This is a genomic window from Streptosporangium nanhuense (assembly GCF_059358815.1).
Window position 1 is genome coordinate 119,125 of sequence record NZ_JCADBG010000022.1, and the last position, 25,612, is coordinate 144,736.

Annotated in this window: 22 protein-coding genes and 1 tRNA gene; 8 read left to right on the forward strand and 15 right to left on the reverse strand. The window is 69.9% G+C overall.

Features of this window, described 5'->3' with window-relative positions:
- Positions 1-1,072: 1,072 nt before the first annotated feature.
- The gene (locus AC5L38_RS33995; RefSeq protein ID WP_495246895.1) at positions 1,073-1,708 is read left to right on the forward strand and encodes a DUF6461 domain-containing protein; all 636 of its coding nucleotides are present in this window, start codon (positions 1,073-1,075) and stop codon (positions 1,706-1,708) included.
- Between the two features lie 292 nt (positions 1,709-2,000).
- Here the strand turns inward: AC5L38_RS33995 and AC5L38_RS34000 are convergent, their stop codons facing one another.
- Entirely contained in the window at positions 2,001-2,471 is a 471-nt protein-coding gene (locus AC5L38_RS34000) for a hypothetical protein (protein ID WP_495246896.1), read from the reverse strand.
- A gap of 335 nt (positions 2,472-2,806) precedes the next feature.
- Between AC5L38_RS34000 and AC5L38_RS34005 the strand changes: the two genes are divergently transcribed.
- From AC5L38_RS34005 to AC5L38_RS34015, 3 genes are all read left to right on the forward strand, one after another.
- On the forward strand, positions 2,807-3,328 hold the full coding sequence (locus AC5L38_RS34005; RefSeq protein ID WP_495246897.1) for a hypothetical protein: 522 nt from the start codon (positions 2,807-2,809) through the stop codon (positions 3,326-3,328).
- A gap of 219 nt (positions 3,329-3,547) precedes the next feature.
- Positions 3,548-4,381: a HEAT repeat domain-containing protein gene (locus tag AC5L38_RS34010; RefSeq protein WP_495246898.1), complete on the forward strand. Its 834-nt coding sequence runs from the start codon at positions 3,548-3,550 to the stop codon at positions 4,379-4,381.
- A gap of 321 nt (positions 4,382-4,702) precedes the next feature.
- On the forward strand, positions 4,703-5,641 hold the full coding sequence (locus AC5L38_RS34015; protein ID WP_495246899.1) for a hypothetical protein: 939 nt from the start codon (positions 4,703-4,705) through the stop codon (positions 5,639-5,641).
- 78 nt (positions 5,642-5,719) lie between these two features.
- Here AC5L38_RS34015 and AC5L38_RS34020 read toward each other — a convergent pair.
- The 3 genes from AC5L38_RS34020 to AC5L38_RS34030 all read right to left on the reverse strand — a co-directional run bounded on the left by AC5L38_RS34020 (position 5,720) and on the right by AC5L38_RS34030 (position 7,409).
- Positions 5,720-5,789, reverse strand: a tRNA-Ser gene (locus AC5L38_RS34020).
- A 91-nt stretch (positions 5,790-5,880) separates the two neighbouring features.
- Positions 5,881-6,006 carry an MFS transporter small subunit gene (locus tag AC5L38_RS34025; RefSeq protein WP_495246900.1) on the reverse strand — a complete coding sequence of 42 codons (126 nt, stop codon included), beginning with the start codon at positions 6,004-6,006 and terminating at the stop codon, positions 5,881-5,883.
- Positions 6,006-7,409 (reverse strand): L-lactate MFS transporter, encoded by a 1,404-nt coding sequence (locus AC5L38_RS34030; RefSeq protein WP_495246901.1) that lies wholly within the window; start codon positions 7,407-7,409, stop codon positions 6,006-6,008. The genes AC5L38_RS34025 and AC5L38_RS34030 overlap by 1 nt, the downstream gene beginning before the upstream one ends.
- Positions 7,410-7,763: 354 nt before the next feature.
- Here AC5L38_RS34030 and AC5L38_RS34035 point away from each other — a divergent pair, with 354 nt between their 5' ends.
- Entirely contained in the window at positions 7,764-8,159 is a 396-nt protein-coding gene (locus AC5L38_RS34035) for a VOC family protein (RefSeq protein ID WP_495246902.1), read from the forward strand.
- Between the two features lie 126 nt (positions 8,160-8,285).
- On the opposite strand, the gene AC5L38_RS34040 is transcribed toward AC5L38_RS34035, so the two are convergent.
- Both AC5L38_RS34040 and AC5L38_RS34045 read right to left on the reverse strand, forming a co-directional pair.
- Positions 8,286-9,143 carry an alpha/beta fold hydrolase gene (locus tag AC5L38_RS34040; protein ID WP_495246903.1) on the reverse strand — a complete coding sequence of 286 codons (858 nt, stop codon included), beginning with the start codon at positions 9,141-9,143 and terminating at the stop codon, positions 8,286-8,288.
- Positions 9,140-9,589, reverse strand: a complete 450-nt coding sequence (locus tag AC5L38_RS34045) for a hypothetical protein (protein WP_495246904.1) — start codon at positions 9,587-9,589, stop codon at positions 9,140-9,142. The genes AC5L38_RS34040 and AC5L38_RS34045 overlap by 4 nt, the downstream gene beginning before the upstream one ends.
- Here AC5L38_RS34045 and AC5L38_RS34050 point away from each other — a divergent pair.
- Positions 9,572-10,510, forward strand: a complete 939-nt coding sequence (locus tag AC5L38_RS34050; RefSeq protein ID WP_495246905.1) for a sigma-70 family RNA polymerase sigma factor — start codon at positions 9,572-9,574, stop codon at positions 10,508-10,510. The genes AC5L38_RS34045 and AC5L38_RS34050 overlap by 18 nt on opposite strands.
- A gap of 198 nt (positions 10,511-10,708) precedes the next feature.
- On the opposite strand, the gene AC5L38_RS34055 is transcribed toward AC5L38_RS34050, so the two are convergent.
- From AC5L38_RS34055 to AC5L38_RS34065, 3 genes are all read right to left on the reverse strand, one after another.
- Positions 10,709-10,999 (reverse strand): DUF1905 domain-containing protein, encoded by a 291-nt coding sequence (locus AC5L38_RS34055; RefSeq protein ID WP_495246906.1) that lies wholly within the window; start codon positions 10,997-10,999, stop codon positions 10,709-10,711.
- A gap of 300 nt (positions 11,000-11,299) precedes the next feature.
- Positions 11,300-13,096: an ABC transporter ATP-binding protein gene (locus tag AC5L38_RS34060; RefSeq protein ID WP_495246907.1), complete on the reverse strand. Its 1,797-nt coding sequence runs from the start codon at positions 13,094-13,096 to the stop codon at positions 11,300-11,302.
- Positions 13,097-13,238: 142 nt separating this feature from the next.
- Entirely contained in the window at positions 13,239-15,188 is a 1,950-nt protein-coding gene (locus AC5L38_RS34065) for an ABC transporter ATP-binding protein (protein ID WP_495246954.1), read from the reverse strand.
- A gap of 317 nt (positions 15,189-15,505) precedes the next feature.
- On the opposite strand from AC5L38_RS34065, the gene AC5L38_RS34070 reads away from it, so the two are divergent.
- A complete protein-coding gene (locus AC5L38_RS34070) occupies positions 15,506-16,666 on the forward strand; it encodes a BUD32 family EKC/KEOPS complex subunit (protein ID WP_495246908.1) in 1,161 nt (386 codons plus the stop codon).
- A gap of 69 nt (positions 16,667-16,735) precedes the next feature.
- Here the strand turns inward: AC5L38_RS34070 and AC5L38_RS34075 are convergent, their stop codons facing one another.
- From AC5L38_RS34075 to AC5L38_RS34085, 3 genes are all read right to left on the reverse strand, one after another.
- Positions 16,736-19,999, reverse strand: a complete 3,264-nt coding sequence (locus AC5L38_RS34075; RefSeq protein WP_495246909.1) for a S41 family peptidase — start codon at positions 19,997-19,999, stop codon at positions 16,736-16,738.
- Between the two features lie 55 nt (positions 20,000-20,054).
- Positions 20,055-20,249 (reverse strand): hypothetical protein, encoded by a 195-nt coding sequence (locus AC5L38_RS34080; protein WP_495246910.1) that lies wholly within the window; start codon positions 20,247-20,249, stop codon positions 20,055-20,057.
- A gap of 137 nt (positions 20,250-20,386) precedes the next feature.
- Complete coding sequence (locus tag AC5L38_RS34085) at positions 20,387-20,842, reverse strand: hypothetical protein (protein ID WP_495246911.1); 456 nt, start codon at positions 20,840-20,842, stop codon at positions 20,387-20,389.
- Between the two features lie 321 nt (positions 20,843-21,163).
- Here AC5L38_RS34085 and AC5L38_RS34090 point away from each other — a divergent pair, with 321 nt between their 5' ends.
- Positions 21,164-21,454, forward strand: coding sequence for a DUF3040 domain-containing protein (locus AC5L38_RS34090; RefSeq protein ID WP_495246912.1), 291 nt, complete (start codon positions 21,164-21,166; stop codon positions 21,452-21,454).
- Positions 21,455-21,487: 33 nt separating this feature from the next.
- Here the strand turns inward: AC5L38_RS34090 and atpB are convergent, their stop codons facing one another.
- The 3 genes from atpB to AC5L38_RS34105 form a co-directional block, all read right to left on the reverse strand.
- A complete protein-coding gene (gene atpB, locus AC5L38_RS34095; RefSeq protein WP_495246913.1) occupies positions 21,488-22,345 on the reverse strand; it encodes a F0F1 ATP synthase subunit A in 858 nt (285 codons plus the stop codon).
- A gap of 184 nt (positions 22,346-22,529) precedes the next feature.
- Complete coding sequence (locus AC5L38_RS34100; protein WP_495246914.1) at positions 22,530-24,161, reverse strand: penicillin-binding transpeptidase domain-containing protein; 1,632 nt, start codon at positions 24,159-24,161, stop codon at positions 22,530-22,532.
- Positions 24,162-24,232: 71 nt separating this feature from the next.
- A complete protein-coding gene (locus AC5L38_RS34105) occupies positions 24,233-24,883 on the reverse strand; it encodes a lysophospholipid acyltransferase family protein (protein WP_495246915.1) in 651 nt (216 codons plus the stop codon).
- Positions 24,884-25,612 lie beyond the last annotated feature (729 nt).

Below are 25,612 nucleotides of genomic sequence, written 5' to 3' on the forward strand. Positions count from 1 at the left end.
CACGCTACGTGTGGACAGGTAATTTCACACCGTTTGCATGATTTCCCTACATATCTCCAGTGCTGCTGATCATCCTGTCCACCAATCGCGGAACACTGGTCCGGAGGATCCGCTTCCGGCACTCGGAAACCGTCCGGCCGCACTCCTCTGGGGCCGCCTTCCCGGGCCCGCGCCTGACGCCGGATGGTTGGCGTGTGAGCTCATCGAGGCCGGTCTCGATGCGACCGCGGTCTGGGAGCTTGCGGGCCACGCGTTGTCCGCCGGGCCGATGTCCGGCGTCGAGCCGCTGGTTCGCCAGGTGCCGGTGGAGAGTGGCCGCGTTCGATCTGGTTACCGGCGGGCCGGACGAGGCTGAAAGGGGCGGTTCGCGATCGTTGCATGCTTGGTGCGCGGTGGTCGTTGGGCAAGCCTCCCAGGCCTGAATCCGGAACCTGCGGACTGAAGGTGGAGCGCTGCTCTTTCATCGGATTCGTCGGACAAGGTCTCGGCCTGCGGTCAACGCATGTGATCACCCTTGGTGAGAAGCCGGCGTTCCGCGCATGTTCCGGATCTTGCTCTCGTTTGATCAGCCTCATCACCCGAAGGCACTGCCCAAATGCAGCCAGGTTGGAGCGACCGGTGCTCCGCCACCAAGAGGCTTCGTTGTCCTCTGATCTCGGCCATCTCGCTGATGGCCGGCTCCATCTGAGCGCCGATGATCGTGATTCTGTATCCGTCTCGTCGCCGGAGTTCAAGGGTCTCGCCTGGATTCCAGTCTCCGGAACGCCAGTGACCATGGATTCTGACATTGTCCCCCGGCCCTGCGCTCATCCACATCGCCCAGAAGTGAAACGGCCGGCCTTCCCCGCGAGAGCCCACGCGGTACCGCTCTCCGCACTCGCGGCACACCCGCTCGTAGGACCAAGGCGGGTCATGAGCTATTGGGTCTGCCTCGTGCTGGGTCATTTGTCTGAATCATAGGTGCGCGAATCAGAGATCCGGTCCACGACCATGGAACCCGAGAGCGGTGTGATTGTCGGAACCGCTCGTTACTGTGGCGGCGCATCCAGGAGAACGGTAGGAAGCGTGCAGCATGGAGATCACTCGTGACGATGTCGCCTGGCTTGCCCGTGACTATGCGCTCCTTGGCGTATGGTGTCTGACCTTTGTTCGAGGGCTCGACGAGGCCGAGGCGTTTCGGCGTGTGGGCGTCGAAGAGGGGAGCATCCGGTCACTCACCCATGAGGAGCTGATGAATGAGTGGCCCTTTCCCCCCATCCCCAACAAGATTCTGGCGAGGCATCTGGATGGCTGGACCGTGCTCATCGAGGTGTTCGGCAGAAAGTCGCTGGACGCCTTGCAAGCGCTGTCGGTGGGGACGGAGGCGGTGTCAGTGCAGCGGCATGATGACGCGGCCAACTGTTTTGCGTATGCCGTCGACGGAGAACAGGTAACCGCCTTCGATCCGATAGATCCCACTGAGCGGTATGGGAGTGATCCGGATCGTCTGGTGGACCTGATGAGGGACGTGGGCTTTGATCCTGCGTACGAACTGAGCATCGAAGACGATGAGGAGGACGAGGAGAACGAGGAGGAGAGATTCGATCGCCCGATAGTGGACGGGGCTCTGATGCTCGCGGCGCGGTTGACCGGTGTCATGTTGACTCCAGACGCCTTGAACGGGCCGTTGTCGGGAGCCGATGTCACGGTTCATCGATCTCGGAACTGATGTGGCGGCGTGCCGGTGGTCGGCGAGTTCCTCGGTACGGCGAGTGCGTGGGTCGGTGGACGCCCCGGGTCGCCGCCTGCCGGGACCGGCGCCCACGCCGCACGCCCGGGCGGCGGGCGGCGGAGGACCGGGTACGACGGCGCGGTACGGCGCCGTGCTCGCTACCTGTGAGAACAATTCGGCAACGCCGCTGCGTTTGAGGACGAGACTGTATGTCAAGGAGGGCCGAACAAGGCGGCAAGACGATGCTGGAGCAGCGTAGGACCAGGCTCGTTCGCCAGTCGATTGTGTTCTACGCACGCCAGAACTGCATGCGGAACTCTTCGATGTTGTCCGGCGGGTACTCATCTGTCGGGCCGTGACCGAGCGGACGTACGCTGGCGCGAACGTTCCACTCCTGTCCGCGGGCCTGAAGATTGAGCATTCTGCCCGAGGGCGGGAATCCGCTTCCCGTGACATACACCACGCTGGAACTCAAGAACATGGTCGCATCAACGACCTTGGCCCATCCCTCGTCCCGCGGTGGCTCGCCGTCCCAGCGTTCCAAAAAGACGGTCGCCTTGTGGAAGCCGTATTCGCCGACGACGAAGGCGACGTTCCCACTGGTCAGGAACCAGGCCCCGGAACTCCTCGCCTGGTCGGCAAGGTCGAAGGGCGAAAGGCCACCTTCTGCCTGCCCGTTCCCGCCGTCCCAGTCCAGCAGCATGAACTCACCATGATCGACATACACCTGATCGGTGAGCTCGACGACGCGTTCCGCCACGATGTTCCTCCTCGGCGGCGGACTCCTCACCCGGATACGGATCCCGAGCTCATGCCGCGATTCGATCATGCTAGCAAGCTGTTCCTTACCGCGGTTCGGGTGGATTTTCCCGGTCAGCGGCGTGGGCGCGGCGCGAACCCCTTCTCCATGACCATGACCTCAGTGCGCAGAGTGTATGTCCGCGTGGACGCGGGGTGCTTGCCGAAGTTGGGGGACATACTTGCTGACTTCCGCCCGGGAAGCATCATGGTGGTCTGCCGGGACCTGACCGCCACATGGGTGGAGGCCGACTGCTCCGAGGAGTCCCAAGCGACGGCATCGGGCACAATCGCTGGATGTTCAACTTCGGAATTCCCGGATACCAGCCGGAGTGGTTAAGCGGACGCTCGGCGATCGCTGCCGTTCACGGAGCGAGGCTTGCCCGCCTCGTCGGCCGGCGGCTGACCCGTACGCTGTTGATGTGGGATCTCGACGAGGACGAGTGGTTCGCTGACTGCCCGGTTCTCCTGGATTTCGAAGGCGAACAGGTCGAGATCAATCATTGGAAGTTCGACGAGCTCTCCATCACCTGGAACACCATCAATCCGGCACACGCACCGGACTGGCCGGAATTCCACCTGGCATGGCGAGACGACGTACCGGACGAACTCACCGCACTGGCTGGGCAACCTTGTTCGGCAGTGGAACTACTGATGTGGAGAAACAGGGATTTTGTGGAGGAACCGATCGTGTCCCTGGGGTTCGGCTTCCCGAACGGCCAGGTGACGATACACAACGCGCTTGATGAAAACGGTATGGAGTTCGTGCCGCCTGGCGACCACTACACGCGGTACAGGCTCGGAACATCTGATTCATAGCCTCCCGAACGATGTGCAGAACCGTTCGCTCTGCTGCTCGCCCGGACTTCGGCCGTTCGGATCCGTCCGACCCAGTTCATGATCGTCCCTGTGGGTGGCTCCCAAGGTGGCTCCCCGAAATGCGATCGACTTCTCCCGTCTCACATCGGCATACTCCTAGTCCCGCCTGGGATGTCCGTTCGGTCACTGTCTCCGGCACCGGTCATGGAGGGCGAAGACATGTCGACACCGCAGCTCCCTGACAGCCTGCTCACCGAACTACTCGACTGGGACGAAAGCTCTCACCGTGAGCATTTCGACGCGATGGACCGGCTGTTCGAGTCCCTCTCCAGCCCCGAGGAGATCATCGCCCTGGCCCAGGCCTGGTGGGCTGATGCCGACCATAACGTGCGGGCACTCGGATTCGACCTGCTGGCGGTTCAAGCGCTCGACTTCGCCTGGCACGTCCCGCCCCTGATCGAAGCGGCGAACACCCTCAATCTGGACACAGCCCACGAGGACGTCCGGTGGTCCGCCGCCCACGCGCTCGCCGCGATCTGTGACGACGAACGCGTCTTGTCCTCGCTCCTGCGGTTCGCCGGTGACCTGGACCCTGATGTCCGCCGGCAGGTGGCATACGGGATTCCGGCCGGGATCGATCCGCTTCCCGAGGATGCGGTCCAGGTCCTGCTGAAGCTGATGCGCGACCCGGACGCCCAGGTGCGGGACTGGGCCACCATGGCGCTGGGCGGCCGTGAAGACAGCGACTCCCCAGCGATCCGAGACGCCTTCGTCGAACGCCTGCAGGATCCCGAGGCAGATACGGCGGGCGAAGCCGCGGTGGCACTGGCGATACGGCGCGATGTCCGGATCCTGCCCACATTGAAACGAGTGCTCGCCACTCCGAACGTGGGCAACCTCTATGTCGAGGCCGCGGCGGAGTTGGGTGATCCGCAACTCTTGCCGCTGTTGCAGAAGCTCAAGACCGATGGCTGGCAGGATGACGAGCCGCGCCCCCATGTCCTTGATCAGGCTCTGAATGCTTGCGCTTCAGGCAGACCCCTACTCGCCTGATCTCTTTATCTGCAGCGCCCCGTCTCCAGGAACAATCAGCGAGGACGACCCCGTGTCCAAACCGCATCAGCAGCTCTGACCCTGCCCGTCCCGATCAGTTTCACCTGGACCAGCAGGGTTCCGTGGTTCACCTGGAACGAGGTTGGACGGCGCTGAATCGCACCTGGAAAGAGAATCACGACGTACGCGGACGCACGCGCCTCTCCATCCGATCACCTCGGAGCCGAATGTTCCCCTCGCAGGTATGACCGTGCCGGCATCGTCGCGTCCAGCCTTGACAACCTCGGGATGCCAACGTGAGCTTGGGACGGGAGGCAGCCGGTGACGAGGCAGACAGCGACCAAGCACGACGACAAGGATGATGACGTCGTGGCGCCGGAGGGCGGGCGTTTCCTCTACCCGATATGCCGGTGGACCGTCACGGTGATCCTGCTGCAGTACGGCTTCGCCAAGCTCTTCGGCGCCCAGTTCACCGTGCTCGACTCCGAGCTCGACAAGCCGATGGGCGCGGTGAGTGGATTCTGGCTGACCTGGTACTACTTCGGTTACTCGCCGCTCTTTGGCAATCTGATCGCGCTCTTGCAGATCGGCTTCGGCCTGGCGTTGGCGTTCCGTCGCACCACGCTGCTCGGGGCCGCGGGTGCCGCACCGTTGCTCGCCGGGATCACCGTGCTCAACGTCTCCTACGGGATCGCCTACGACGCCCTGGTCATCGCTCTGATCGGGGCCTGCTGCGCGAGCTACCTGTTGTGGAAGCACCGCCGGGAACTGGCGGCGGTGTTCTGGGACGGCCAAAACCGGGTCGCGCCCCGCTCGCGACGTACGCGCCCCTGGTGGGTGCACGCCGTGCTCGTGGCGCTCCTGCTCGCTATTCCGGCTTCATGCTCGTACTACGTCGCCAACTACAACAACCGGTCGCCCACCCCGCTCGACGGCACATGGGACGTGACGGCGGGCACCTTCCGGCCCTCGGGCCTGTCCGGTCCGGCCGAGCGCGTCTACTTCGAACACAACCGCGCCCACCAGCTCGTCCTGCGCAGCGGACAGACGCAGCAGACCCACCACTTCGAAGTCGATCCGGTCACCGCAACGATCGGGATCTGGCGGACGTGGCTCAGTAAAGATGAACAGCTGCTGTCCGGGCGATACGACCTCACCGATGACCGGCTGGTGGTCACCGCCACGGATCTGACCTCCGGACAGCGGCTGCGCTGGGAGTTGCGCCGGGTGCCCCCTGAGCAGATCCGCCGAGCCCCGTAGCCGATGGCGTGGCCCCCAGGGACCGAACCCCCGCCCCGCAGTTGATCGGCACGATTACCCGTAGCTCTCCGGCGACAGCGCGCCCCGCAGGATTCGAACCTGCGACCGTCGGATTAGAAGTCCGATGTTCCGTCCAGCTGAGGGTCGCAGCTTGTCCAGTTCCTTGGCGGTATGAACGAGCGAGACCAAACGGGGATGGTGTCCGGTAGGCGCACGCTTCGCATGACCGCCGATGGCGATCAGCCGAAGAGCTGGGTGAGCTTCTGGAACAGCTCGTAGACGCCGTAGGCGAAGGGGAGGCCGACCCAGGTCCAGGCCAGGATCATCAAGGGGGTGTTCCCGGCCGGGGCGCGGTCGTCCGCCATCACGCGTGGCCTCCTCTTTCGTGCCGGATTTCGGGGGGTACGGGCTTCTCGTGGTGGACGGGATTCACCGGGCGGATCAGCTCGTTGGCCAGGAAGCCGACCGCGAGCAGCCCGATCATGATGTAGAGGGATGTCGTGTAGAGCTCCGGCCCCGACCGGCCCGCGGCCTTCTGGGCGTCGGCGATGGCGTTGACGATCAGTGGTCCGAGGACGCCGGCGGTGGACCAGGCCGTGAGCAGCCGGCCGTGGATGGCCCCCACCTGGTACGTCCCGAACAGGTCCTTCAGGTAGGCCGGCACGGTGGCGAATCCTCCACCGTAGAAGGACAGGATGCCGAGCGCGCAGAGGATGAACAGGAACTTGTGGGAGTCCCCGGCCAGGGCGATCGCCAGGTAGAAGAGGGCGCCCACGCCGAGGTAGACGCGGTACATGTTCCTGCGGCCGATCAGGTCCGAGGTCGAGGACCACACGAAGCGTCCCGCCATGTTCGCCAGGGAGAGCAGGGCCACGAAGCCCGCCGCCGCGGCGGTCGTGACCGGCACGGTGGTGTTCGCGAAGAAGTCCTTGATCATCGGCGCGGCCTTCTCCAGGATGCCGATGCCCGCGGTGACGTTGAAGCACAGCACGACCCACAGGAGCCAGAACTGCGGTGTGCGGATCGCGTTGCGCGCGGAGACGTCGGCGGTGGTGACCAGCGGGCGGGCGGCGGCCTTCGCCGGTTCCCAGCCCCGTGGCCGCCAGCCCTCCGGCGGGACCCTGATCAGGAACACGCCCATCGACATGAAGACCGCGTACACCAGGCCGTGCACCAGGAAGGTCGTGGCTATCCCGCCGGTGCCGGTACCGAACGTCTCGAGCATCTGGTTGGACCACGGTGAGGCGATGAGGGCCCCGCCGCCGAATCCCATGATGGCGATGCCCGTGGCCATGCCGGGCCGGTCGGGGAACCACTTGATCAGTGTGGACACCGGCGAGATGTAGCCGATGCCGAGACCGATCCCGCCCACGAAGCCGTACCCCAGGACGACCAGCCAGTACTGCCCGACGGCCACGCCCAGCGCGGAGATCAGGAAGCCGAGGGAGAAGCAGGTCGCGGAGACGGACATCGCCCAGCGCGGGCCGTTGCGCTCGACCAGCGTTCCCCCGAACGCGGCCGACAGGCCGAGCATGACGATGCCCACCTGGAACGGCAGCGCGCTGGCCGTGCCGGAGAGGTGGAGCGCCGACTCCAGGGGCGGCTTGAAGACGCTCCAGGCGTAGGCCTGGCCGATGGCGAGGTGCACCGAGAGCGCCGCCGGGGGGATCAGCCAGCGGCTCCAGGTCGGCGGCGCCACCGTACGCGCACGGCTGAAGAAACCAGAGGAGACGGTAAATATGGGGGTTTTTACCTTTTCGTCCGGCATGCAGACAACCGTATTCCGTAGTGATCGCTTCGTCGAGAGTGGCCGGTGGGGCAATTGAAACGATTCGACGGGTGGTGTCCAAGGTTCCGGCCGCCGTGATCCGGATCGCTCAAGGTCCGGCGGGGATCGCGGTGCCGGCGACAGGGGAGGTCGGCGTCCCCGGTCGGCGGTGGAACATGACCTCGCCGACTTTCGCGTAGGAGCACACGGGTATCGCTCGCCCACGCATCGTGTTGACTTGTGATCTGTTCCTGAAATAGTTGTCGAGCGCACGTTCGAGATTTCCGGCGAGCAGGTCGTTCCCGTGGCCGGGGGCGCCCTCGTCCTTCACGCCCCCTGCCAGGAGTTCACCCGATGTCGCAGAAGATCACTACTTTCCTGATGTTCCAGGGCACCGCCGAGGAGGCGATCACCTTCTACACGTCGCTGTTCGACGACGCCGAGATCCTCGGCATCGTCCGCTACGGACCCGAGGGGCCCGGTGCGGAGGGCAGCGTGCAGCACGCCACGTTCACGCTGGCGGGCGGGGAGTACATGGCCATCGACAGCAACGTGCAGCACGCCTTCGGCTTCACCCCGTCGGTCTCGCTGTATGTGCGGTGCGACTCGGAGGCGGAGATCGAGCGCCTGTACGCGGCCCTGTCGGAGAACGGCGAGCCGCTGATGCCGCTCGGCTCCTACGGCTTCAGCAAGCGCTTCGGCTGGACCAACGACCGCTTCGGCGTCTCCTGGCAGCTGAACCTCGCCTAAACCCCCGCCCCGCCGTGACGGATCCCGCCCCCGCCGGTGGGATCCGTCACACGCGAGCAAGCGGCCGTGCGTTCCCGCGCGCCCGGTGCGTTCCCGCACGTCCGTACGTGTTCACGGCGTCATCGCTCAGTCCTCCCGCAGGACCTCGTTCTCCCGCAGGACCTCGCGCAGCCGGGGGACGAATCCGGCGGGGTCGTCGGCGAAGGCGATGTGGCCGCCGGGGAAGTACGTCGGCTTCGTGCCGAGCGCCGCGGCGAGTGCGGTCGACGCGCGGTCGCAGAGCTGGCCGGCCGACTCCTCCCCGATACCGACCACGACGGAGCCCGGCCCGGCACGCAGGGCGGCGATGTCGGGCTGCCAGCGGGTGGTCGCGCGCATCTCGTGCAGGAACCAGAAGCGCTCGTCCGCCACCTGCTGCGGGTCGGGCTCGGCCGGGGCCTCCGCGGGAGCCCCGGCGGGCTCCTCGAACGCGGGCAGCGGGATATTGGCGTTGATCATGAACTTGACCCAGGCCCCCGCGACGTCGCCGGACACGTAGGTGGCGATGATGTCCTCGACCGCGGCGTCGTGCTGCTCGGGATCGTCGAGCAGGCGGTTCAGCGGGGGCTCGTGCGCGATCACGGTACGCACCTGCTCGGGGTGGGCGACGGCGAGCGCCAGCGCGGTGACGGCGCCGCCGCTGGACCCGAAGACCGCGGCCGGACCGGCGTCGAGGTGGGTCAGGAGCCGGGAGAGGTCGTCGGCGCGCATCCGCGGGGTCGAGTCCTGACCGGGTTCGTCGAGGGAACTGCGGTTGACGCCCCGGGGGTCGGTGGTGAGCACGGTGTGGTCGTCGGCGAGCAGGGTGGCCAGCGGCGCGAAGTGCGCGGCGTGCATCGGTGCGCCGACGAGGACTATGAGGGGTCCCCGGCCCCGTACCTCGTAGTAGAGCGTGGCGTCGGGGACCTTGAGGTAAGCGGTGGTGACGGTGGGAGTGGGGTTCATGGCGGCCTCCTGCGACGGTTCGGAACGGTGCCGTGGTGCTCGGTCGAAGGGAAGACTGTCGACGTGAGGCAGAATCGTCGTTCGTGAGGGAGATTTCTTCGCGGTCCGTGGACAAGGCGACGCCAGGCGTCGGGGACGCCGGCCCGATCCGGGCACGCGACGGTGACGAGGGTCTGACCCGGGCGCGTGGCGCGGATGTGGTCCTGGTCCAGGAGCACGACGCGGACCCGGTCCGGGCGCGTGGCGGTGACGAGGGTCTGACTCCGGCGCGCGGCGGTGACGATGGTTTGACCTCGGCGCGCGACGGTGATGAGGGTCTGATCCGGGCGCGCGACGATGATGATCTGACCTCGGCGCGTGGCGGTGACGACGATCTGATCCGGGCGCGCGACGGTGACGACGCCGCGTTCACCCGTCTCGTGGAGCCGTTGCGTCGCGAGCTGCACGCCCACTGTTACCGCATGCTCGGCTCCACCCACGACGCCGACGACGCCCTGCAGGACGCCCTGCTGCGGGCCTGGCGAGGGCTCGCGCGCTTCGAGGGCCGCAGCTCGTTGCGCTCGTGGCTCTACACCGTGGCCACCCGCACCTGCCTGGACGTCGTCGCCACCCGGGGCAGGCGGGCGATGCCCGTCGACCTCGGCCCCTCCAGCGAGCACGCCGTGCTCGGCGACGCCCCGCTGGCCGACGTCGCCTGGCTGGGGCCCTACCCCGACGCGGGCCTCACCGACGACCCGGCCGGTCCGGGCGCACGCTACGAGCAGCGCGAAGCCGTCGAGCTCGCCTTCGTCGCGGCCCTGCAGCACCTGCCGGGCAACCAGCGGGCCGCGCTGTTGCTGTTCGAGGTCCTCGGCTTCTCGGCCGCCGAGATCGCCACCACGATGGACACCACCACCACGTCGGTGAACAGCGCCCTGGCGCGAGCGCGCAGGGTCGTCGCGGACAAGGTCTTCCCCCGCACCCAGCAGCTGACGCTGCGGAAGATCGGCGACGCCCGCGTACGGGAGATCGTCGCCGGCTACTCCTCCGCGCTGGAACGCGGGGACGCCGACGCCCTGGTCGCGTTGCTGACCGAGGACGTCACCTGGTCGATGCCGCCCATGGCGCACTGGTATCGCGGCCTGGAGGCCGTCACCGACTTCGCCGTGCGGGTCCCGCTGACCAGCTGCGGAAGCTGGCGGCACCTCCCGGCCACCGCGAACGGCCAGCCCGGGGTGGGCTCCTACCGCTGGGACGACGACGCCGGCGCCCACCTCGCCTGGTCGATCAACGTGTTCACCCTGCGGGGCGAGCGGATCGCCGACATCACCTCGTTCATCGGCCTCGACCACTTCGTCTCTCTCGGCCTGCCCGCCTCGCTGTCCTGAGCCGTCCTGAGCCGTCCCGAGCCGCTCTGGTTCGGGAACGCGCCGATACCCACGCCCGGGTACGGCCACCGGGACGACGGGCGGGCCGACGCCGCGCGACCTCGGCCGGGCTCGCCGCCGACGCGTCGCGGGAACCCGGCCGCCCCTGACGGTGGGACCGCCTCTTGCGGATCCTCCGGGCGCACCGGCCCGCCCGGCTCAGCTGAAGCGCTGATCGAGGTGGAACGTCACCTCGGCGCCGGCCTGGCTCTTGCCGATGAGCTTGCACAGCGCGGCCCTGATGGGAAGCCAGTGCGGGCCGTTGCCCGACGGCATGAGGGTGGCGGTGAACGGGTGGCCGTCGATCGTCCCGCCGACCTTCACGGCTCGCCTCGTCCCGAGGAGTTCGGCGGAGTCCGGCACGGTCACGAAGGTGGCGAAGGCCCCGTCCTTCTCGATCGGCGCGGTGAAGGTGTGGTCGAGCGGTCGCGCGGGGTCCTGTGCGGACATGTTGGTCTCCTGAAGTCGTCTGCCGATGGTGTCATGGCCTCTCGAAGAGGTGACTCACGGGGTGAGACGGAATCGTCGCTCGTGAGGGGAAATTCTTCGTGGATCGGTGGCGCGGTGGCGGTGCCGAGCGCCCCCGCCAAGCCGGACGCCGCGCGGCCGTCCGCCGTCCGGTGTCCGCCGTCCGGTGTCCGCCGTCCGGTGTCCGCCGTCCGGTGTCCGCCGTCCGGTGTCCGCCGTCCGGTGTCCGCCGTCCGGTGTCCGCCGTCCGGTGTCCGCCGTCCGGTGTCCGCCGTCCGGCGGTCACCCGGTCTCGGCGACGTGTTCCTCGTTCCACAGCCGCCGCATCTCCGGGCAGGTCTCCAGCAGCTCGCCGAGCGGGCCGTGACCGGCGACCCGGCCGCGGTCGAGGACGATGACCTGGTCGGCCCGCTCCAGCACCGCCCGCCGGTGGGAGACCACCAGCAGCGTTCCCGGCCCGCGCCCGTCGCGGGCGGCACCGGCGATCCGCTCCCACAGCAGCCTCTCGGTCCCCACGTCCAGGGCCGACGACAGGTCGTCGACGACCAGCAGGTCCGGCGCCCGGACCAGTGCCCGTGCCGCCGTCACACGCTGCGCCTGGCCGCCGGACAGCCGTACGCCGCGCGGGCCGACGACCGTGTCCATGCCCTCCGGCATCCCGGCCAGGTCCTTCTCGAACGTCGCCAGCTCCAGCGCCAGGCCGAGCCGGTCGCCGTCCGCGGACCGGCCCAGGAGCAGGTTCTCCCGCAGAGACTCGGAGAACAGCCGGGGGACCTGGCTCGCGTACGCCACGCGGCCGGGGACCATGAACGTCCCCGGGTCCTCGACGGGCCCGCCGTTCCAGGTGATCGTCCCGGCGTCCAGCGGTACCAGGCCGAGCAGGGCGCGCACCAGCGTCGTCTTGCCCGAGCCGACGGCGCCGGTGATCACCGTGAACGACCCCCGCGCCACCCGCAGGTCGACCGCTTGCACGCCGCGGCCGCTCCCGCCGTGGCGCACGGTCAGCCCGCGCGCCTCGACGACCCGGAGCGCGTCGCCGTGATCCGGCGGCGTCGTGGCGGGAGGCGGTTCCCGGTGGAACCAGACGTCGCTCCCGCGCGACAGGTGGTCGGCGTCCTCGTGCGGCGCCATCAGCCGGGTGAGCCGTTCGGTGGCGACCGCGCCCTGGGGCAGGCGGTGGAGGATCACCCCGATGGTGCGCGGCAGCGCCGTCAGCCAGCTGACATAGGTGGTGAACAGTGCGAGATCGCCCACCGTGAAGTCGCCCCTGCGCATCGCCGACGCGCACAGCAGCAGCACGAGACCGATGCTGATCTCGACGGTCGCGCCCGTCGCGGTGTCCAGCATGTCGGTCGCCAGCCGGTCCTTGACGGCCGCGTCGCGCCGCCCCCGGTTGCGCTCGCGCAGCCGCTCCAGCACCGCGTCCTCGGCCCCGGCGGTCTTGATCGCCAGTACGCCGCCGAAAGTGTCGCCGACATGGGCCGTGACGGCCGCGCCGAGCACCCGGGCACGGTGGTGCAGCCGCCGGATCACCTCGTTCAGCGACCGGCTCAGCACGCCGGCCGCGACCATCGGCACCAGCAGCACCAGGGTGATGACGGGGTCGATCGAGGCCATGATCACCAGGGCGGCGCCGCCGAAGAGGGCCGAACCGGCCAGCGGGACGCTCTCGTCGGTGAGGTTGACCAGGTCGCTCACGTCGTCTCGGAAGCGGGCGACGGCCTCGCCCGGCGAGTGCGGCAGCCGGGTCGCCGCGGGCCCGCGCGCGGTGAGGATCGAGCGCAACGCGTTGGCCCGCAGGAGGGTCGCGGCGGCGGTCCACCAGTAGACCCCGTAGGACCACGCGACGACGAGCACCAGGCCGCGGACCACCTCCACGCCCACGAACGCCGCGCACAGCCACAGCGACTGCTCCAGGCTCGCGGCTCGATGCCCGCTGATCTGGTCGAAGAGCCGCTGCAGCACCAGCCCACCGGCGAGCGGGATGACGCTGACCGGCATCCACAGCAGGGCGCCGATCAGGTACCGGCGCAGGTCGAAGCGGACGAGCCGGGCGACCACCAGCATCACGGGCCTCATCGGACCACCTCCGGGGCGTTCGGCGTCGCGTGTCTCATCGGAGCGCCTTCGACGGCATCGGGTCTCATGGGACCACCCCTGATGGCGTCCGGTGTCGTGGGCTTCGTCGGAGCGCCTTCGACGGCATCGGGCGTCGCGGATCTCATCGGAGGACCACCCCCGCGACGTCCAGCATCCGGGCGAACCGGCTCCGCGGGTCCGCGACGAGGTCCTCGCGATCGCCGTACTCGACGACCCTGCCGCGGTCGATGACGGCGATCTTGTCCACCCGCGACAGGGAGGAGAGCCGGTGCGCGATGAGCACGCCGGTCCGGCCGGCGAGCAGCCGGTCGACGCTCTCCTCGACGCGCCGCTCGGTGGCCGGGTCGAGCCGGCTGGACGCCTCGTCCAGCACGACGAGCCCGGGGTCGGCCAGGAACGCCCGAGCGAACGCGAGCAGCTGCGCCTCCCCGGCGGAGACGCCGCCCACCGGCCCGCCCACCGCCCCATCCACCGACCCGCTCACCGACCCGCCAACCGGCCCGCTTCGTGGAACGCCCTCCGAACCGTCTCCTGAACCGTCTCCGTATCCCGGACCCGGACCGCCGCCCAGCCGGGTGTCGAGCCCGTCGGGCAGGCCGGCCAGCCAGTCGCCGAGGCCGACGCCGGCCAGGACGTCGCGCAGCCGGTCGTCGTCGGCGAGCGGCCTGAAGAGGGTGAGGTTGTCCCTGACGCTGGCGGAGAAGAGCTGCACGTCCTGGGTGACCACGCACATCCGTCCGCGCACCGACGCGGGATCGACGTCCCGCAGGTCCAGCCCGCCGACCCGGACGGTGCCCTCGGTCGGGTCGTACAGACGCAGCACCAGCCGGGCGAGGGTCGTCTTGCCGCTGCCCGTACGGCCCACCAGGCCGAGCGTCTCGCCCGGTGCCAGTGCGATCGTGACGTCCGAGAGCACCGGCTCGTCGTCGTCGGCGTACGCGAAGCCCACGCCCTCGAGGCGCAGGGCGAGCGGTCCGGACGCGGGCAGCGGCAGCGGGTCGGCGGGCGCGGGGAGCGTGCGCCGCTCGGCCAGCAGGTCGCCGATGCGCGCGATGCCGGCCAGCGCCGCCTGGTACCGCCTCAGCTGGTCGATCAGCCGCTCGAACGGCGCGCGCACCATCTGCGTGTACTGGAAGAGCAGCACGGCGGTACCGACCGTGAGCGTGCCGGACTCCCGGGTCCACGCGGCGAGGCCGAGCAGGATCGCCGTACCGGCCGCGAACGCCACCGTCGTGCCCGCGAGGATGACGGTCCCGACCCGCGCGTCCCGGAACTCCGCGTGGTACAGGGTCGCGGAGGCCCGGTGGAAGCGGTTCACGGCGTGCTCCCCGGCGCCGTTGGCCCGGATGTCCTCGACGCCGGCCAGCCGTTCCTCAAGGCCGCCGAAGAGCGCCGCGCTCTCCGCCCGCGAGCGGGTGGCCGACGGTACGGCGAGCCGCTGCGCGCGGGCCATGCCGAACCCGATCAGCGCGCAGTACGCCAGCAGCACGCCGCCGAGACGCGCGTCGACGGTGAACACGACGACGAGCACCCCGGCCAGGAGCAGGAGACCGGCCACGACGTCCAGCAGGAAGGCGACGACGAACTCGGCCACCGCGACCACGTCGCCGTCCACCCGTTCGATCATCTCGCCGGGCGTCCGGCGGCCGTGGTAGGCCATGTCGAGGCCGAGCGCGTGCTCGGCGAGGCTCTCCCGCAGCCGGTTCGTGCCGTCCCAGGCGAGACGGCTCGCGAGCCAGGCGGTGACCACGCGGGCGGCCTGCCCGGCGACGGCGAGCACGAGGTAGCCGAGGGCGATCAGCGTGAGGTGACGGGTGCTCGCCCCGCCGATCGCGTCGTCGACGAAACGACGGGTGATCTGGGGTGCCGCCAGCGGCAGCGCCGTCGTGGCGGCGACGGCGGCGACGAGGGCCGCGGCGGAGCGGCGTCCCGGGCGAAGGTGGCGCAGGACGGCGCGCCGGGCCGCGGCGCCGGTCTCGTCGCCGGCCCCGGCGGCGTGGAGCGGCCGCCGGGCCAGGCTTGTCCTACCGGCGTCCGCGCGCGCCGAAGTCGTCGGGTCGGGTGTTCTCACCAAGCGTCATGTCCTCTGGATGGATGGGATTTCCGTTCCGGGAAAACATGAACGCTTCGCGCATTTCCTTCTCCTTGATCGATCGGCTGTCGTCAGAAGTCCAGCAGAAGGCCGTCCGGGAGGGCAACCGATTTGTTGGGGCGTGGCGGCCCCGCCCCCTCGGCCGTCCCTCCGCCCGGTCCGGCCCGGGACGGGGCGGTCGTGGCGAGGAGGCGCCGGTGTGTAGAGTCCGGCGCGATCAGACGCACGCCGGATGTACGCCGGATGTATGCAGGATGTACGCCGGCACACCCGGCCCAGCGCACCGAGGAGCCCCGATGACCCGTCCGGACCCGACGCGTGCCGCGCGCGTGGCCGCGTACTCGAAGGTGTCCACCCACCTCGCCCTGCTCGGCGACCGCCGGCTCGGGGACCTCGTGGAGGGGGCGGCCGGGCTGGGGGCGGGGATCGGCGGCGCGTCGGCGGCGCTGGAGATCGAGGGGGTGCGGGTCTTCGTCAAGAAGGTGCCCCTGACCGAGCCCGAGCTGCGTCCCGAGAACGTCATGTCCACCGCGAACCTCTTCGGCCTGCCTGGCTTCTACCAGTACGGACTGGGGTCGGCCGGTTTCGGGGCCTGGCGTGAGCTGGCCGCCCACACCATGGCGACCAACTGGGTGCTGGGGGAGGAGCACCAGGGCTTCCCGCTGCTGTACCACTGGCGGGTGCTGCCGGGCCCGCCTCCCCCCGAGAGCGCCGTGTTCGCCGAGTTCGGCGACCTGGAGGGCGCGGTCGGCCACTGGGAGGGCTCACCGGCCGTGCGGGAGCGGCTGGAGGCGATCCGCCGCTCCCCGGCGAGCGTGGTCCTCTTCCTGGAGCACGTTCCCCAGACCCTCTCCGCGTGGCTGCCCGGACAGGACCTTTCCGCGTACGCGCGGGTGGACGCGGAACTGGCGGAGACGGTCGCCTTCATGCGGAGCCGGCGCCTCGTCCACTTCGACGCCCACTTCCACAACGTCCTGACGGACGGCCACCGCCTGTACCTCTCCGACTTCGGCCTCGCCCTCAGCGCCCGGTTCGAGCTCTCCGCGGAGGAGGCGGCCTTCCTCACCCGGCACCGCGACTACGACCGTGCCTACACCGCGGCGCACCTGGTCAACCACCACCTGGCCGAGCGCGTACGCGGCGGCGTGGACCGTGACCGGTTCGTCCGTGCCTGGGCCGACGGCGACAGGCCCCCGGGCGTCCCCGCCGCCGCGGCCTCGATCCTCACCGGGCACGCCCGTACGGCCGTCGTGATGGACGAGTTCCATCGGCGCCTGTGCGACGAGAGCAAGGAGTCCCCCTACCCGGAGACCGAGATCGCGCGCTGCCACGCCCTGTCCGACAGGGCCCGAGCGCGGTCGCGGCGGACGGGCACGGCGTCCCCGGCGTCCCCGGAGTCGCCGGGCGGGAGCGCCGCCGGTTCCCGCCCGGAGGCTCCGGACCGTGACCGCCGGTGACCGGGGCGAGGCCGTTCCCGGGGGTCTCGGACCGCCAGGCCGTGCGAAGGCCGGGAGCGCCCCGGAGGGTCACGTGGAGGAGGGCGGGAACCCGAGGGGGAACTGGCGGGGCGGCAGGCGCGGCACCGCGAGCCGGGGTCTGGCCGCCGGGTTGGGGGTGTGGGGCGGCTGCAGGACCAGGCGTTCCTTGGCGGCCTCGATCGCCCGGTCCAGCTGGGTGTCCACCCCCGCCGCGTAGTCCTGCGGGGTGATGTCGACCTCGATGTCGGGATCGGTGCCGTAGTTCTCCACCCGCCAGCCCACGTCGTCGAAGGCGAAGGAGAACTCCGGCTGGGTGGTGACCGTGCCGTCGGCCAGGTTGTGCCGGGGCCAGATGCCGATCACCCCGCCCCAGGTGCGCTTGCCGATCAGGGGCCCCAGGCCCAGCAGCTTGAAGGTGTGACTGAAGATGTCGCCGTCGGAACCGGCCCACTCGTTGGTGATGGCCACCATCGGGCCGCGCGGCGACTCGTCGGGGTAGGGCTCGGGCACGCCCCAGCGGGGGAAGTCGTAGCCCAGGCGGCGCCGGGCCAGCTTCTCCAGCAGCAGCGCCGACACGTGGCCGCCGCCGTTGAAGCGGACGTCCACCACCAGGGCCTCGCGGTCGTACTCGGCGAGGAAGCCCCGGTGGAACTCGGCGTAGCCCTCCGGCCCCATGTCCGGGATGTGCAGGTAGCCGATCCGGCCGCCGCCGAGCTCGTGGCAGCGGGCCCGGTTGGCCTCCACCCAGTCGCGGTAGCGGCCCGGCTGCTCGTCGCCGATGGCCCGCACGGTGACGGTCCGCCGCTCGTCCCCGCGCCGGATCGTCAGCTGGACCTCCTGGTCGGCCTGGTTGACCAGCAGCTCGTCCGGGCTCGCGTCCGCGCCGACGGGCTGGCCGTTGACGGCGAGCACCGCGTCACCCGGCCGTACGTCCACCCCGAGGCGGTTGAGCGGCGAGGTCGCCTCGGGGTCCCACCGGTCGCCGCCGACGATCCTCGCGATCCGGTAGACGCCGTCCGCGAAGGCCCAGTCGACGCCCAGCTTGCCCTGCCGGTAGTGCGGCCGGGACCGGTAGGCGCCGCCGCTCTCGTAGGCGTGGGAGGTGCCCAGCTCGCCGAGCAGCTCCCACAGCAGGTCGGAGAACTCGCCCCGGGTGGTGACCCGGTCGACCAGCGGCAGGTAGCGCCGGTAGACGTCGTTCCAGTCGAGCCCGGCCATGTCCTCGGTCCAGAAGTTCTCCCGCTGCAGCCGCCAGGCCTCCCTGAACATCTGCCGCCACTCCGCCTCGGGCCTGATGGACACCTTCACCCTGGACAGGTCCAGCCACCCGCTCGTACGGCCGGGCGCGTCGTCGTCCTCGGGCTCCTCGCCCGCCTTGACCATCCGCAGCCGCTTGCCCGACTGGTAGAGCAGCGTGCTCCCGTCGCGGCCGAGCGCGAACTCGGACACGTCCCCGACCAGGGTCTCCTGCTTCTGCTTGGCGAAGTCGTAGACGTGCAGGGTGCCGTCGGAGGAGTCGGCGTAGTCGTCGCCCAGGCTGCCCTCGACGGGAAAGGTCAGGTAGACGGCCTTGCCCTTGATGCCGGCGATGGCCTCGTAGCGCCCCTCGGGGACGGGGAAGGCGACGACCCGGTTCTCGATGCCCTCCAGGTCGATGACCACCTCGGGCGGCCCGTCGCCCTCGCCCTCGTTCTCGCCGCCGCCGCTGTCAGCGCCGCCGTCACCGCCGCTGTCGCCGTCGTCATCGTCGTCCCCGAGCGGCCGGGGCTCCGGGACGAAGGGCGAGGTGACGTCGGCGCGGAGCGCGATCGCGTAGGGACGGGAGCCCAGGGGGAACCCCAGGTCGAAGTGGAGCTCGTCGTAGACCGGGTTGAAGACGCGCCGCCCGACGAAGTAGAGGTAGTCGCCGCCCGGGTCGAAGGCCGGGCGGGCGTCCCACAGCACCGGCCGGGTGGCGAGGAAGGTCTCGCCCGTCTCGACCCGGCACAGCTTCACCGCTGTCGTCTGCGCGGTGTCGCGGCAGGCGTACGCCAGCCAGCGGCCGTCGGGGGACCAGGCCAGGTCCTCGATCGCGCCGAACCTGCTGGAGTCGATCACCCTGCCCCGGGCCCGGCCCTCCTCTCCCGTACGGCCGGGCGTGAGGTCGACCAGGATCAGCTCGTTGCGGTGGTTGGCCACCGCGACGAGGTCGGCCGTGGGGGAGACCTCCAGCTCGATGGCGCGGCCGGTGTCGAGGTGGTCGAGCCTGGCCGGCTCGGTGCCGCCGTCGGCGGTGAGCACCGTCAGCACCTCGCGGTCGCCCTCGTCGCTGGCCGCCGCCACCAGCCGCTCGCCGTCGTTGAGCCAGTTCAGCAGCCGGTACCGCACCCCGTACAGCGCCCCGTGCTGGCGCACCGGACCCTCCCAGGCGGCGAAGGAGAACGCCTTGCCCCGGGTGGTGACGGCCAGGCCGACGCCGTCGGGGCTGAGGGTCGCGCTGTCCAGGAAGTCCTCGGCCGGGGCGAAACGCCGGTTGCGCTGGGTGCGCGAGCTGCGCAGCCGCACCTCGATCGGGCGCGACTCCCCGTCCTCCACCAGGTAGAGCTCGCCCCCGGCGTGGTAGACCAGCCTGCGGCCGTCGCCCGACAGGTTGCGGGCGTAGTAGTCGGTGTGGTCGGAGTGCCTGAGCAGGCCGGCGCCGTCCGCGTCGCAGGAGTAGATGTTGCCGACCCCCTCGTGGTCGGAGATGAAGTAGACCCGGTCGCCGACCCAGCGGGGCGAGGCGAGGTTGCCGGGCAGCGCGGTGAGCCGCCGGAACCGCCCGTCCTCGCCGGTCTCGATCCACAGGTCGCCCATGGTGCCGCCCCGGTAGCGCTTCCAGCGGGCGGGGTCGGCGGTGTTGCGGCCGAGCACGATCCGCGGGCCGTACGAGATGGTGTTGGCCGGGCCGTACGGCAGGCGCTCGGGCACCCCGCCCGGCTCCACCCGGTGCAGCCAGGTGCGGCCGTCGAAGGGCTGGCCCTGGTCGCTGGCGTAGACGACGCCGCCCCGGGGATCCCAGCCGGTGACGCTGGAGCGCGCCCCGTGGTAGGTCACCCGCTGTGCCGCGCCGCCGTCGGCGGGCATCACGTAGACCTCCTCGGGCCCCTCCTCGCGGCCGACGAAGGCGAGCAGGTCGCCGCCGGGGGAGAAGCGCGGGTATCCCGCCTCGGCCACCCCGGCGGTCAGCCGGAAGGCCCGCCCGCCACCGGCGGTGACCATCCACAGGTCGTCCTCGGCGGCGAAGACGACCATGTCACCGAAGATCGTGGGAAATCGAAGGTAGGCGGGCATCGTGTCACTCCATGATCGGGTGACCGGGTCTCACCCCGGTCACCCGATCATGATTTCACGCCCTCGGCGGCTGGACGGCCCGCCCGCCCTGGTGGGCGGGACCCGTCTCGGGCACCCTGGCCTCGGGCTGCCCGCTCTGTTTCTTCGCCTCCTTGGCCGAGCGTGTCGCCTTGATCGCGGCCTTCTTGCTCTTCCCCGAGCCCTTCGCGGCCTTGTTCTTGGAATCCTTGGTGTCCTTGGAGTCCGTCATCGTTTCCCCCGTTGTGCTTGATGGACGATGCCGTTGATTAGGCATTCAAAGAGGTTTAATACCCTTTTGGCCATCACTAATCCACGATCCGTGGCGACTCGAACACGGAATGTGACGGAGTGTCGCGGCGCCCCCGCTCAGGCCCTGCCCTCGCCGTCGAGGTCTCCCGCGAGGGCGCGCGCGGCCGCCGCGTCGCGCTCGCTCATGCCCTCGTAGCCGCTGTGCCGGTGCTGCTCGGCCTGGTCGTCGATCCACCGGCCGTGCGCCTCCCACGCGGCCTGCTTGCTCGTGCCCAGCGCCGCGCCGATCTGCGACCACGACGCCCCCGCGGCCCGTGCGGACCGCACGGCGAGCTGGCGCCCGTAACCCGCCTTGCGCGCGACCACCTCCCCGAGCGCGAGGAGCTCCAGCACCTCGTCGCGGGTGAGGGGGGGCGTCTCGGGATCGGCGGGGTCGTTGAGGTCGTCGGGATGCTCTCCGCCGGTGGCGTCGCCCGCCGCCGGGGCCAGGGCGTCGCGCACGCGGAGCTCGTCGTAGCGGGCGGCGGCGGTCAGGAGCGTGAAGTCACCTTCGAGGTTGTCGGGTGTGAACATGCTCCCCAGCATTTCGTCAAGCTGCCCTGACGTCAAGCCACCCTGACGACGGACGTGGAGAGAGGCGTCACGGAAAGTGCTCCCGGCCTGCCGGACGGTACGACGGGTGAGGTCCGGGGCGGCGGAATGTCGAGATCGCGGAGAAGGCTGGGAATCGCCCGACACCCCCGGCGGTGCCGCGCCGCCCCCGTGCGAGGGCATGATCGCGTGCTCGGATTGCGTCCGCGAAAAGAAGAGGTAAATCGAAGCCCTCGGAAAGGATAACGATCTTCACGATTGGGCAGAACGTCGGCACACGGCTTGCGTTCCGGGAGGTGATGCATGGCCTGGTCACAAGACGAGGAGCGCATGCTGCTGCAGATCGAGCGCCACCTCATCGATGAGGATCCACGGCTCGCCGCGCGGCTGGAATCGTTCAACGAGCGTGTCCAGCGCAAGGAGGGCGGCGGCGCCCGCGCGCGTGGCGCCAGGAAGGGGCGAGGGCGCTCCTCCAGGCGTCTGCGCCGCTCCACGGTCATCATCATGTTCAGCTGGTTGCTGATCGCCACGCTGATCGCCACGCTCCTCGTCATGGTCCTGCGTCACGAGGCGGTCGCGGCTCTCCCGCTGTGACCGCGTCCGCCGCCACCCCCGGGGGCGTCGGCGTCAGTGGTCGGGGTTGAGCGCGCCGCCGATGAACATCGCGGTCAGCAGCGTGAACAGGAACGCCTGCAGGAACTGGACGAACATCTCCAGGGCCGTGATGGCGATCGTCATCAGCACGCCCGCCACGCCGACCGGCACGCCCAGCGGGGTGGGATGCTCGAACAGGAACCAGAAGCCGACCATGCTGAAGAACGCCAGGATGAGATGGCCCGCGAACATGTTGGCGGCCAGCCGCAGCATGTGCGCGAACAGCGAGGTCACGAAGGTGTAGAGCAGCTCCAGCGGGATCACCAGCACGTACGCCAGGACGGGCAGCCCGCGCGGGATCAGCCCCCGGACGTAGCCGGCGGCACCGTGCCGCCTGACGCCGAGATAGATCTTCAGCACGTAGACGCTCACCGCGATCACCGCGGGGAAGGCCAGGAACGAGGAGACGGGGATCTGGACGAGCGGGACCACGCCCATCAGGTTCCAGATCCAGACCAGGAGGAAAACGCTGAGCAGCAGGCCCATCCACCGGTCGGCGTCCTTGCCGAGGAACGGGCGGGCCACCTGGTCGCGGACGAACACGTACCCCAGCTCGACCACGTTCTGCAGGCCGCGCGGCACCACCTTGGGGTCGGCGAAGGCGGCCCAGCAGACGCCGCAGACCAGGGCCGCGGCCAGGACGGCCATCAGGATCGGTTTGGTCAGCCAGTACGGCGCGCCCGCCCACAGCGGGGGGAAGTCGAACAGCTCCAGGCCGGGCGCCTGGAACCCGGGCGACCCGGGCGACCCGGGCGACCCGGGCGACCCGGGTGAACCGGCTGATCCGGGTGACGCGGGCGAGGTGAACGATGAGGTGATCAGGATCGTCATGAGGCGGTCCCAACGGCAGGGGGATTCTTTGTGAAGGTTTTCACATGACCCCGCCGACGCGGAAATACCTGGGAGGTAAAACCGGCTCCGGGGCGGACGCGCCCTCAGGACTCCCGTCGTCGCGGATGCCTGCGGGGAGCTTCCGGGAAAAGCCCTTGAGGAAACCCCCCGGGGAGGGCCGCCGTCAGCCCAGGGCGCGCAGGAAGTCGGCGGCCACCGGGGCGGCGACCGCGCCGCCGCCCGACCCCTCCTCGACGATCACCGCGAAGGCCACCTCGCCGCGGAAGCCGATGAACCAGGCGTGGGTCTTCAGGTCGTCCTGCTCGCCGTACTCGGCGGTCCCGGTCTTGCCGCGGGTTCCCCGGGGCAGGCCCGCGTCCTTGGCGGTGCCCTTGGTGACGACCGCGGACATCATCCGGTGCATGTTCGACATGACGGCCTCGGGCAGGGCCTGGGGCTGCGTCTCCTGCTTGATCGAGGGGACCAGGGTCGGCGGGCGCCAGGTGCCGTCGGCCAGCGCGGCGGCGACCGAGGCCATCATCAGCGGGCTGGCGGTGATCCGCCCCTGCCCGAACGACTCGGCGGCCAGTTCCGCGTCGCTCTCGGCCTTGGGGAAGCTGCCCTTGGCGGCCGTGACGCCGATGTCGAGCGGCTTGTTGAAACCGAACAGCTCCGCGGTGCTCAGCAGCTTGTCGGCGCTCAGCCGCTCCTTGGTCAGCGGGGCGAAGGTGGTGTTGCAGGAGTAGGCGAACGAGTCGGACAGCGACACCGAGCCGTAGGCGGCGTGGTGGGAGTTGCGGATCGGCAGGCCGCCGACCGTGACGTCCTTGGGGCAGGTGACCCGGTCGCCGGGGCTCATCCCCTCGGCCAGCAGCCCCACGGCGGTGACCGCCTTGAAGGTCGAGCCGGGAGGGTAGTTGCCGTCCAGGGCCCGGTTGAAGCCGCCCTGGTTGTTCACCACCGCGAGGATCTCGCCGGACGAGGGCCTGATCGCGACCAGGGCGGCGGTCTTCTTCAGGTCGCGGACGGCCTCGACCGCGGCCCGCTGGACCCGCATGTCCAGGGTGGTCTCCAGGGACTCGCCGTCCTTGCCCTCGACCGTGCCGAGCGTCTTGACCGTCTTCTTGTCCGGGCCGACGAGCTCGATCTCGGTGTCCGGGGTGCCGGCGAGGCGCTCCTGGAAGGTGTGCTGCAGCCCGCTCGCGCCGACCGCGTCACCCACCTTGTAGGGGACGCCCAGCTTCGCGACGCTCTTCGCCGTGGCCTTCTCCAGGTAGCCGACGAGCTGCTGCACCGAGCCGCCCACGTCGGAGCCGTCGATGCGGTCGCCGTCGGCCGAGGTGATCGCGGCCCGTTCCGGCCACTTCGTCTTCAGCGCGAAGGCGGTGGTCGCGGTCAGGTCGGGGTGGACGGCCTTGGGCGACCACTTGACCCGCCAGTGCCGGTCGACGACCGCGAGGTCGACGGTGCCGGAGTAACTCCACTCCCCGACGTCCTTGAGCTTCAGCGTGGCGGTGTAGGCGGCCTGCCCCGTGCCGTCCCCGGTCTCGCGCACCCCGTCGAGCCGCACCGTCGTGCCCTCCACCGCCAGAGCCTTGCGCATGGCGTCGTACGTCGTGGCGAACGCCGGGTCCGGAGTCCCCAGCTCGGCGCGCATGCCCGCCAGGTTGCCGCTCTGCCAGGCGCCGACGAACCGCTCCGCGGTCTCCTGGGGGGTGCCCCTGGTGTGCAGGTACCACCAGGCGCCGCCCCCGGCGGCCCCCGCCACCAGGACGACGGCGGCCGATGTGATCGCGATCGTCTTGCCTCGTGCCACGTGATCCCCCAGTTCTCTCTTCCCCAGGGCCGCAGCCTAGCGTGACCAAAGCGACATATACCGACAAAGGATCATTTGGTCTGTGTACGGCTGGGTGCGTAGCTCGTCACGTATTCCTGGCCGGACAGCTCCTGGATCGCGAACATGATCTCGTCGGTCACGCCGCGCCGGTCACGCGCGCTCGTCTCCGAGCCGGAGAAGGTCATCGGCTTGCCGATGCGCACGTTCACCCGGCCGAGCCTGGGCCTGGTGGCACCGATCGGCAGCACCTCGCCGGTGCCCTCCATCGCCACCGGGATCACCGGCGCGCCGGTGGCCAGGGCCAGCCAGGCGACGCCGACCTTGCCCCGGTAGAGGCGTCCGTCGGGGGAGCGGGTGCCCTCCGGGTAGATGCCGAACAGCTCGCCGTTCCTGAGCACCTCCGCCGCCGCGTCGAGCATGTCCTGGGCGGAGGTGGGGCTCTGCCGGTCGATGCTGATCTGGCCGGTGGCGCGCATCCACATCGCGGTGACGGGATTACCGGTGAAGTACTCGGACTTGGCGACGAAGCGGACCTGGCGCTTGAGCACCAGCGGCAGGAAGGTCGAGTCGAGGATCGACAGGTGGTTGGAGGCCATGATGGCCGGACCCGTGACGGGAACGTGCTCGTGCCCGGTGACCGAGGTCGGCCAGAGCAGGTGCAGGATCGGGCCGCCGACAATCTTGGTCAGGCGATAGAGCACGGACTCTCCTCATGAGACGGGTTACCCAACACTAGGTGGTGGCCCGGCGGCCGACGGTTGTACGCACCCGCACAAGCGAGGCCGTCAGGTTTGTAGCCCTCCTCCATCGCCACCGCTCTTTTCCGGGGCGAGTCCGGTGAAAAACCCCACCGGACCGGTCACGGAGGAAATGAAACACCCCGCGAGCCGGGTGGGCTCGCGGGGCGTGACGTTTGGTGCCGATGTGGCGGTCGCCTCCTCGGCGAGAGGCACAACACGGCTCCAGCCGAACGGTATTCCGTGAAGGCGGTAATTTGCGGCCCGGGGGACACAAACCACATCGGCACGATCACTCTAACGGACGTCTGTCGCTGGTTATTCCGTTTTGAGGTCGACGGCGTGTCCGGCGGGACCGCGCGGCCCGGGTATCCGCAGGTCACAACCGCGGGAGTTCGCCCGGAGAACACCGGCCGACGCTTTCGGTCCTCGACCCGGGGGCGGGGTCGCGGGGCTGCAGGGCTGCTGGGCTGCGGCCAAGGTTCACGAAGAAAGCTCATGGCCAAGGTCCACGGCCAAGGCTCACGGCCAAGGCTCACGGCCAAGGCTCACGGCCAAGGCTCACGGCCAAGGTTCGCGATCGCGGCTCGCGGTCCGGGTTCGCCCGGGGAGCCGCCGGCGGGTGCGCCCGACATGCCCGTGTGGCGCCGTGGCCACCCGTCCCGCCGGTCGGGCGGGGCCGGTGGGGCGGGC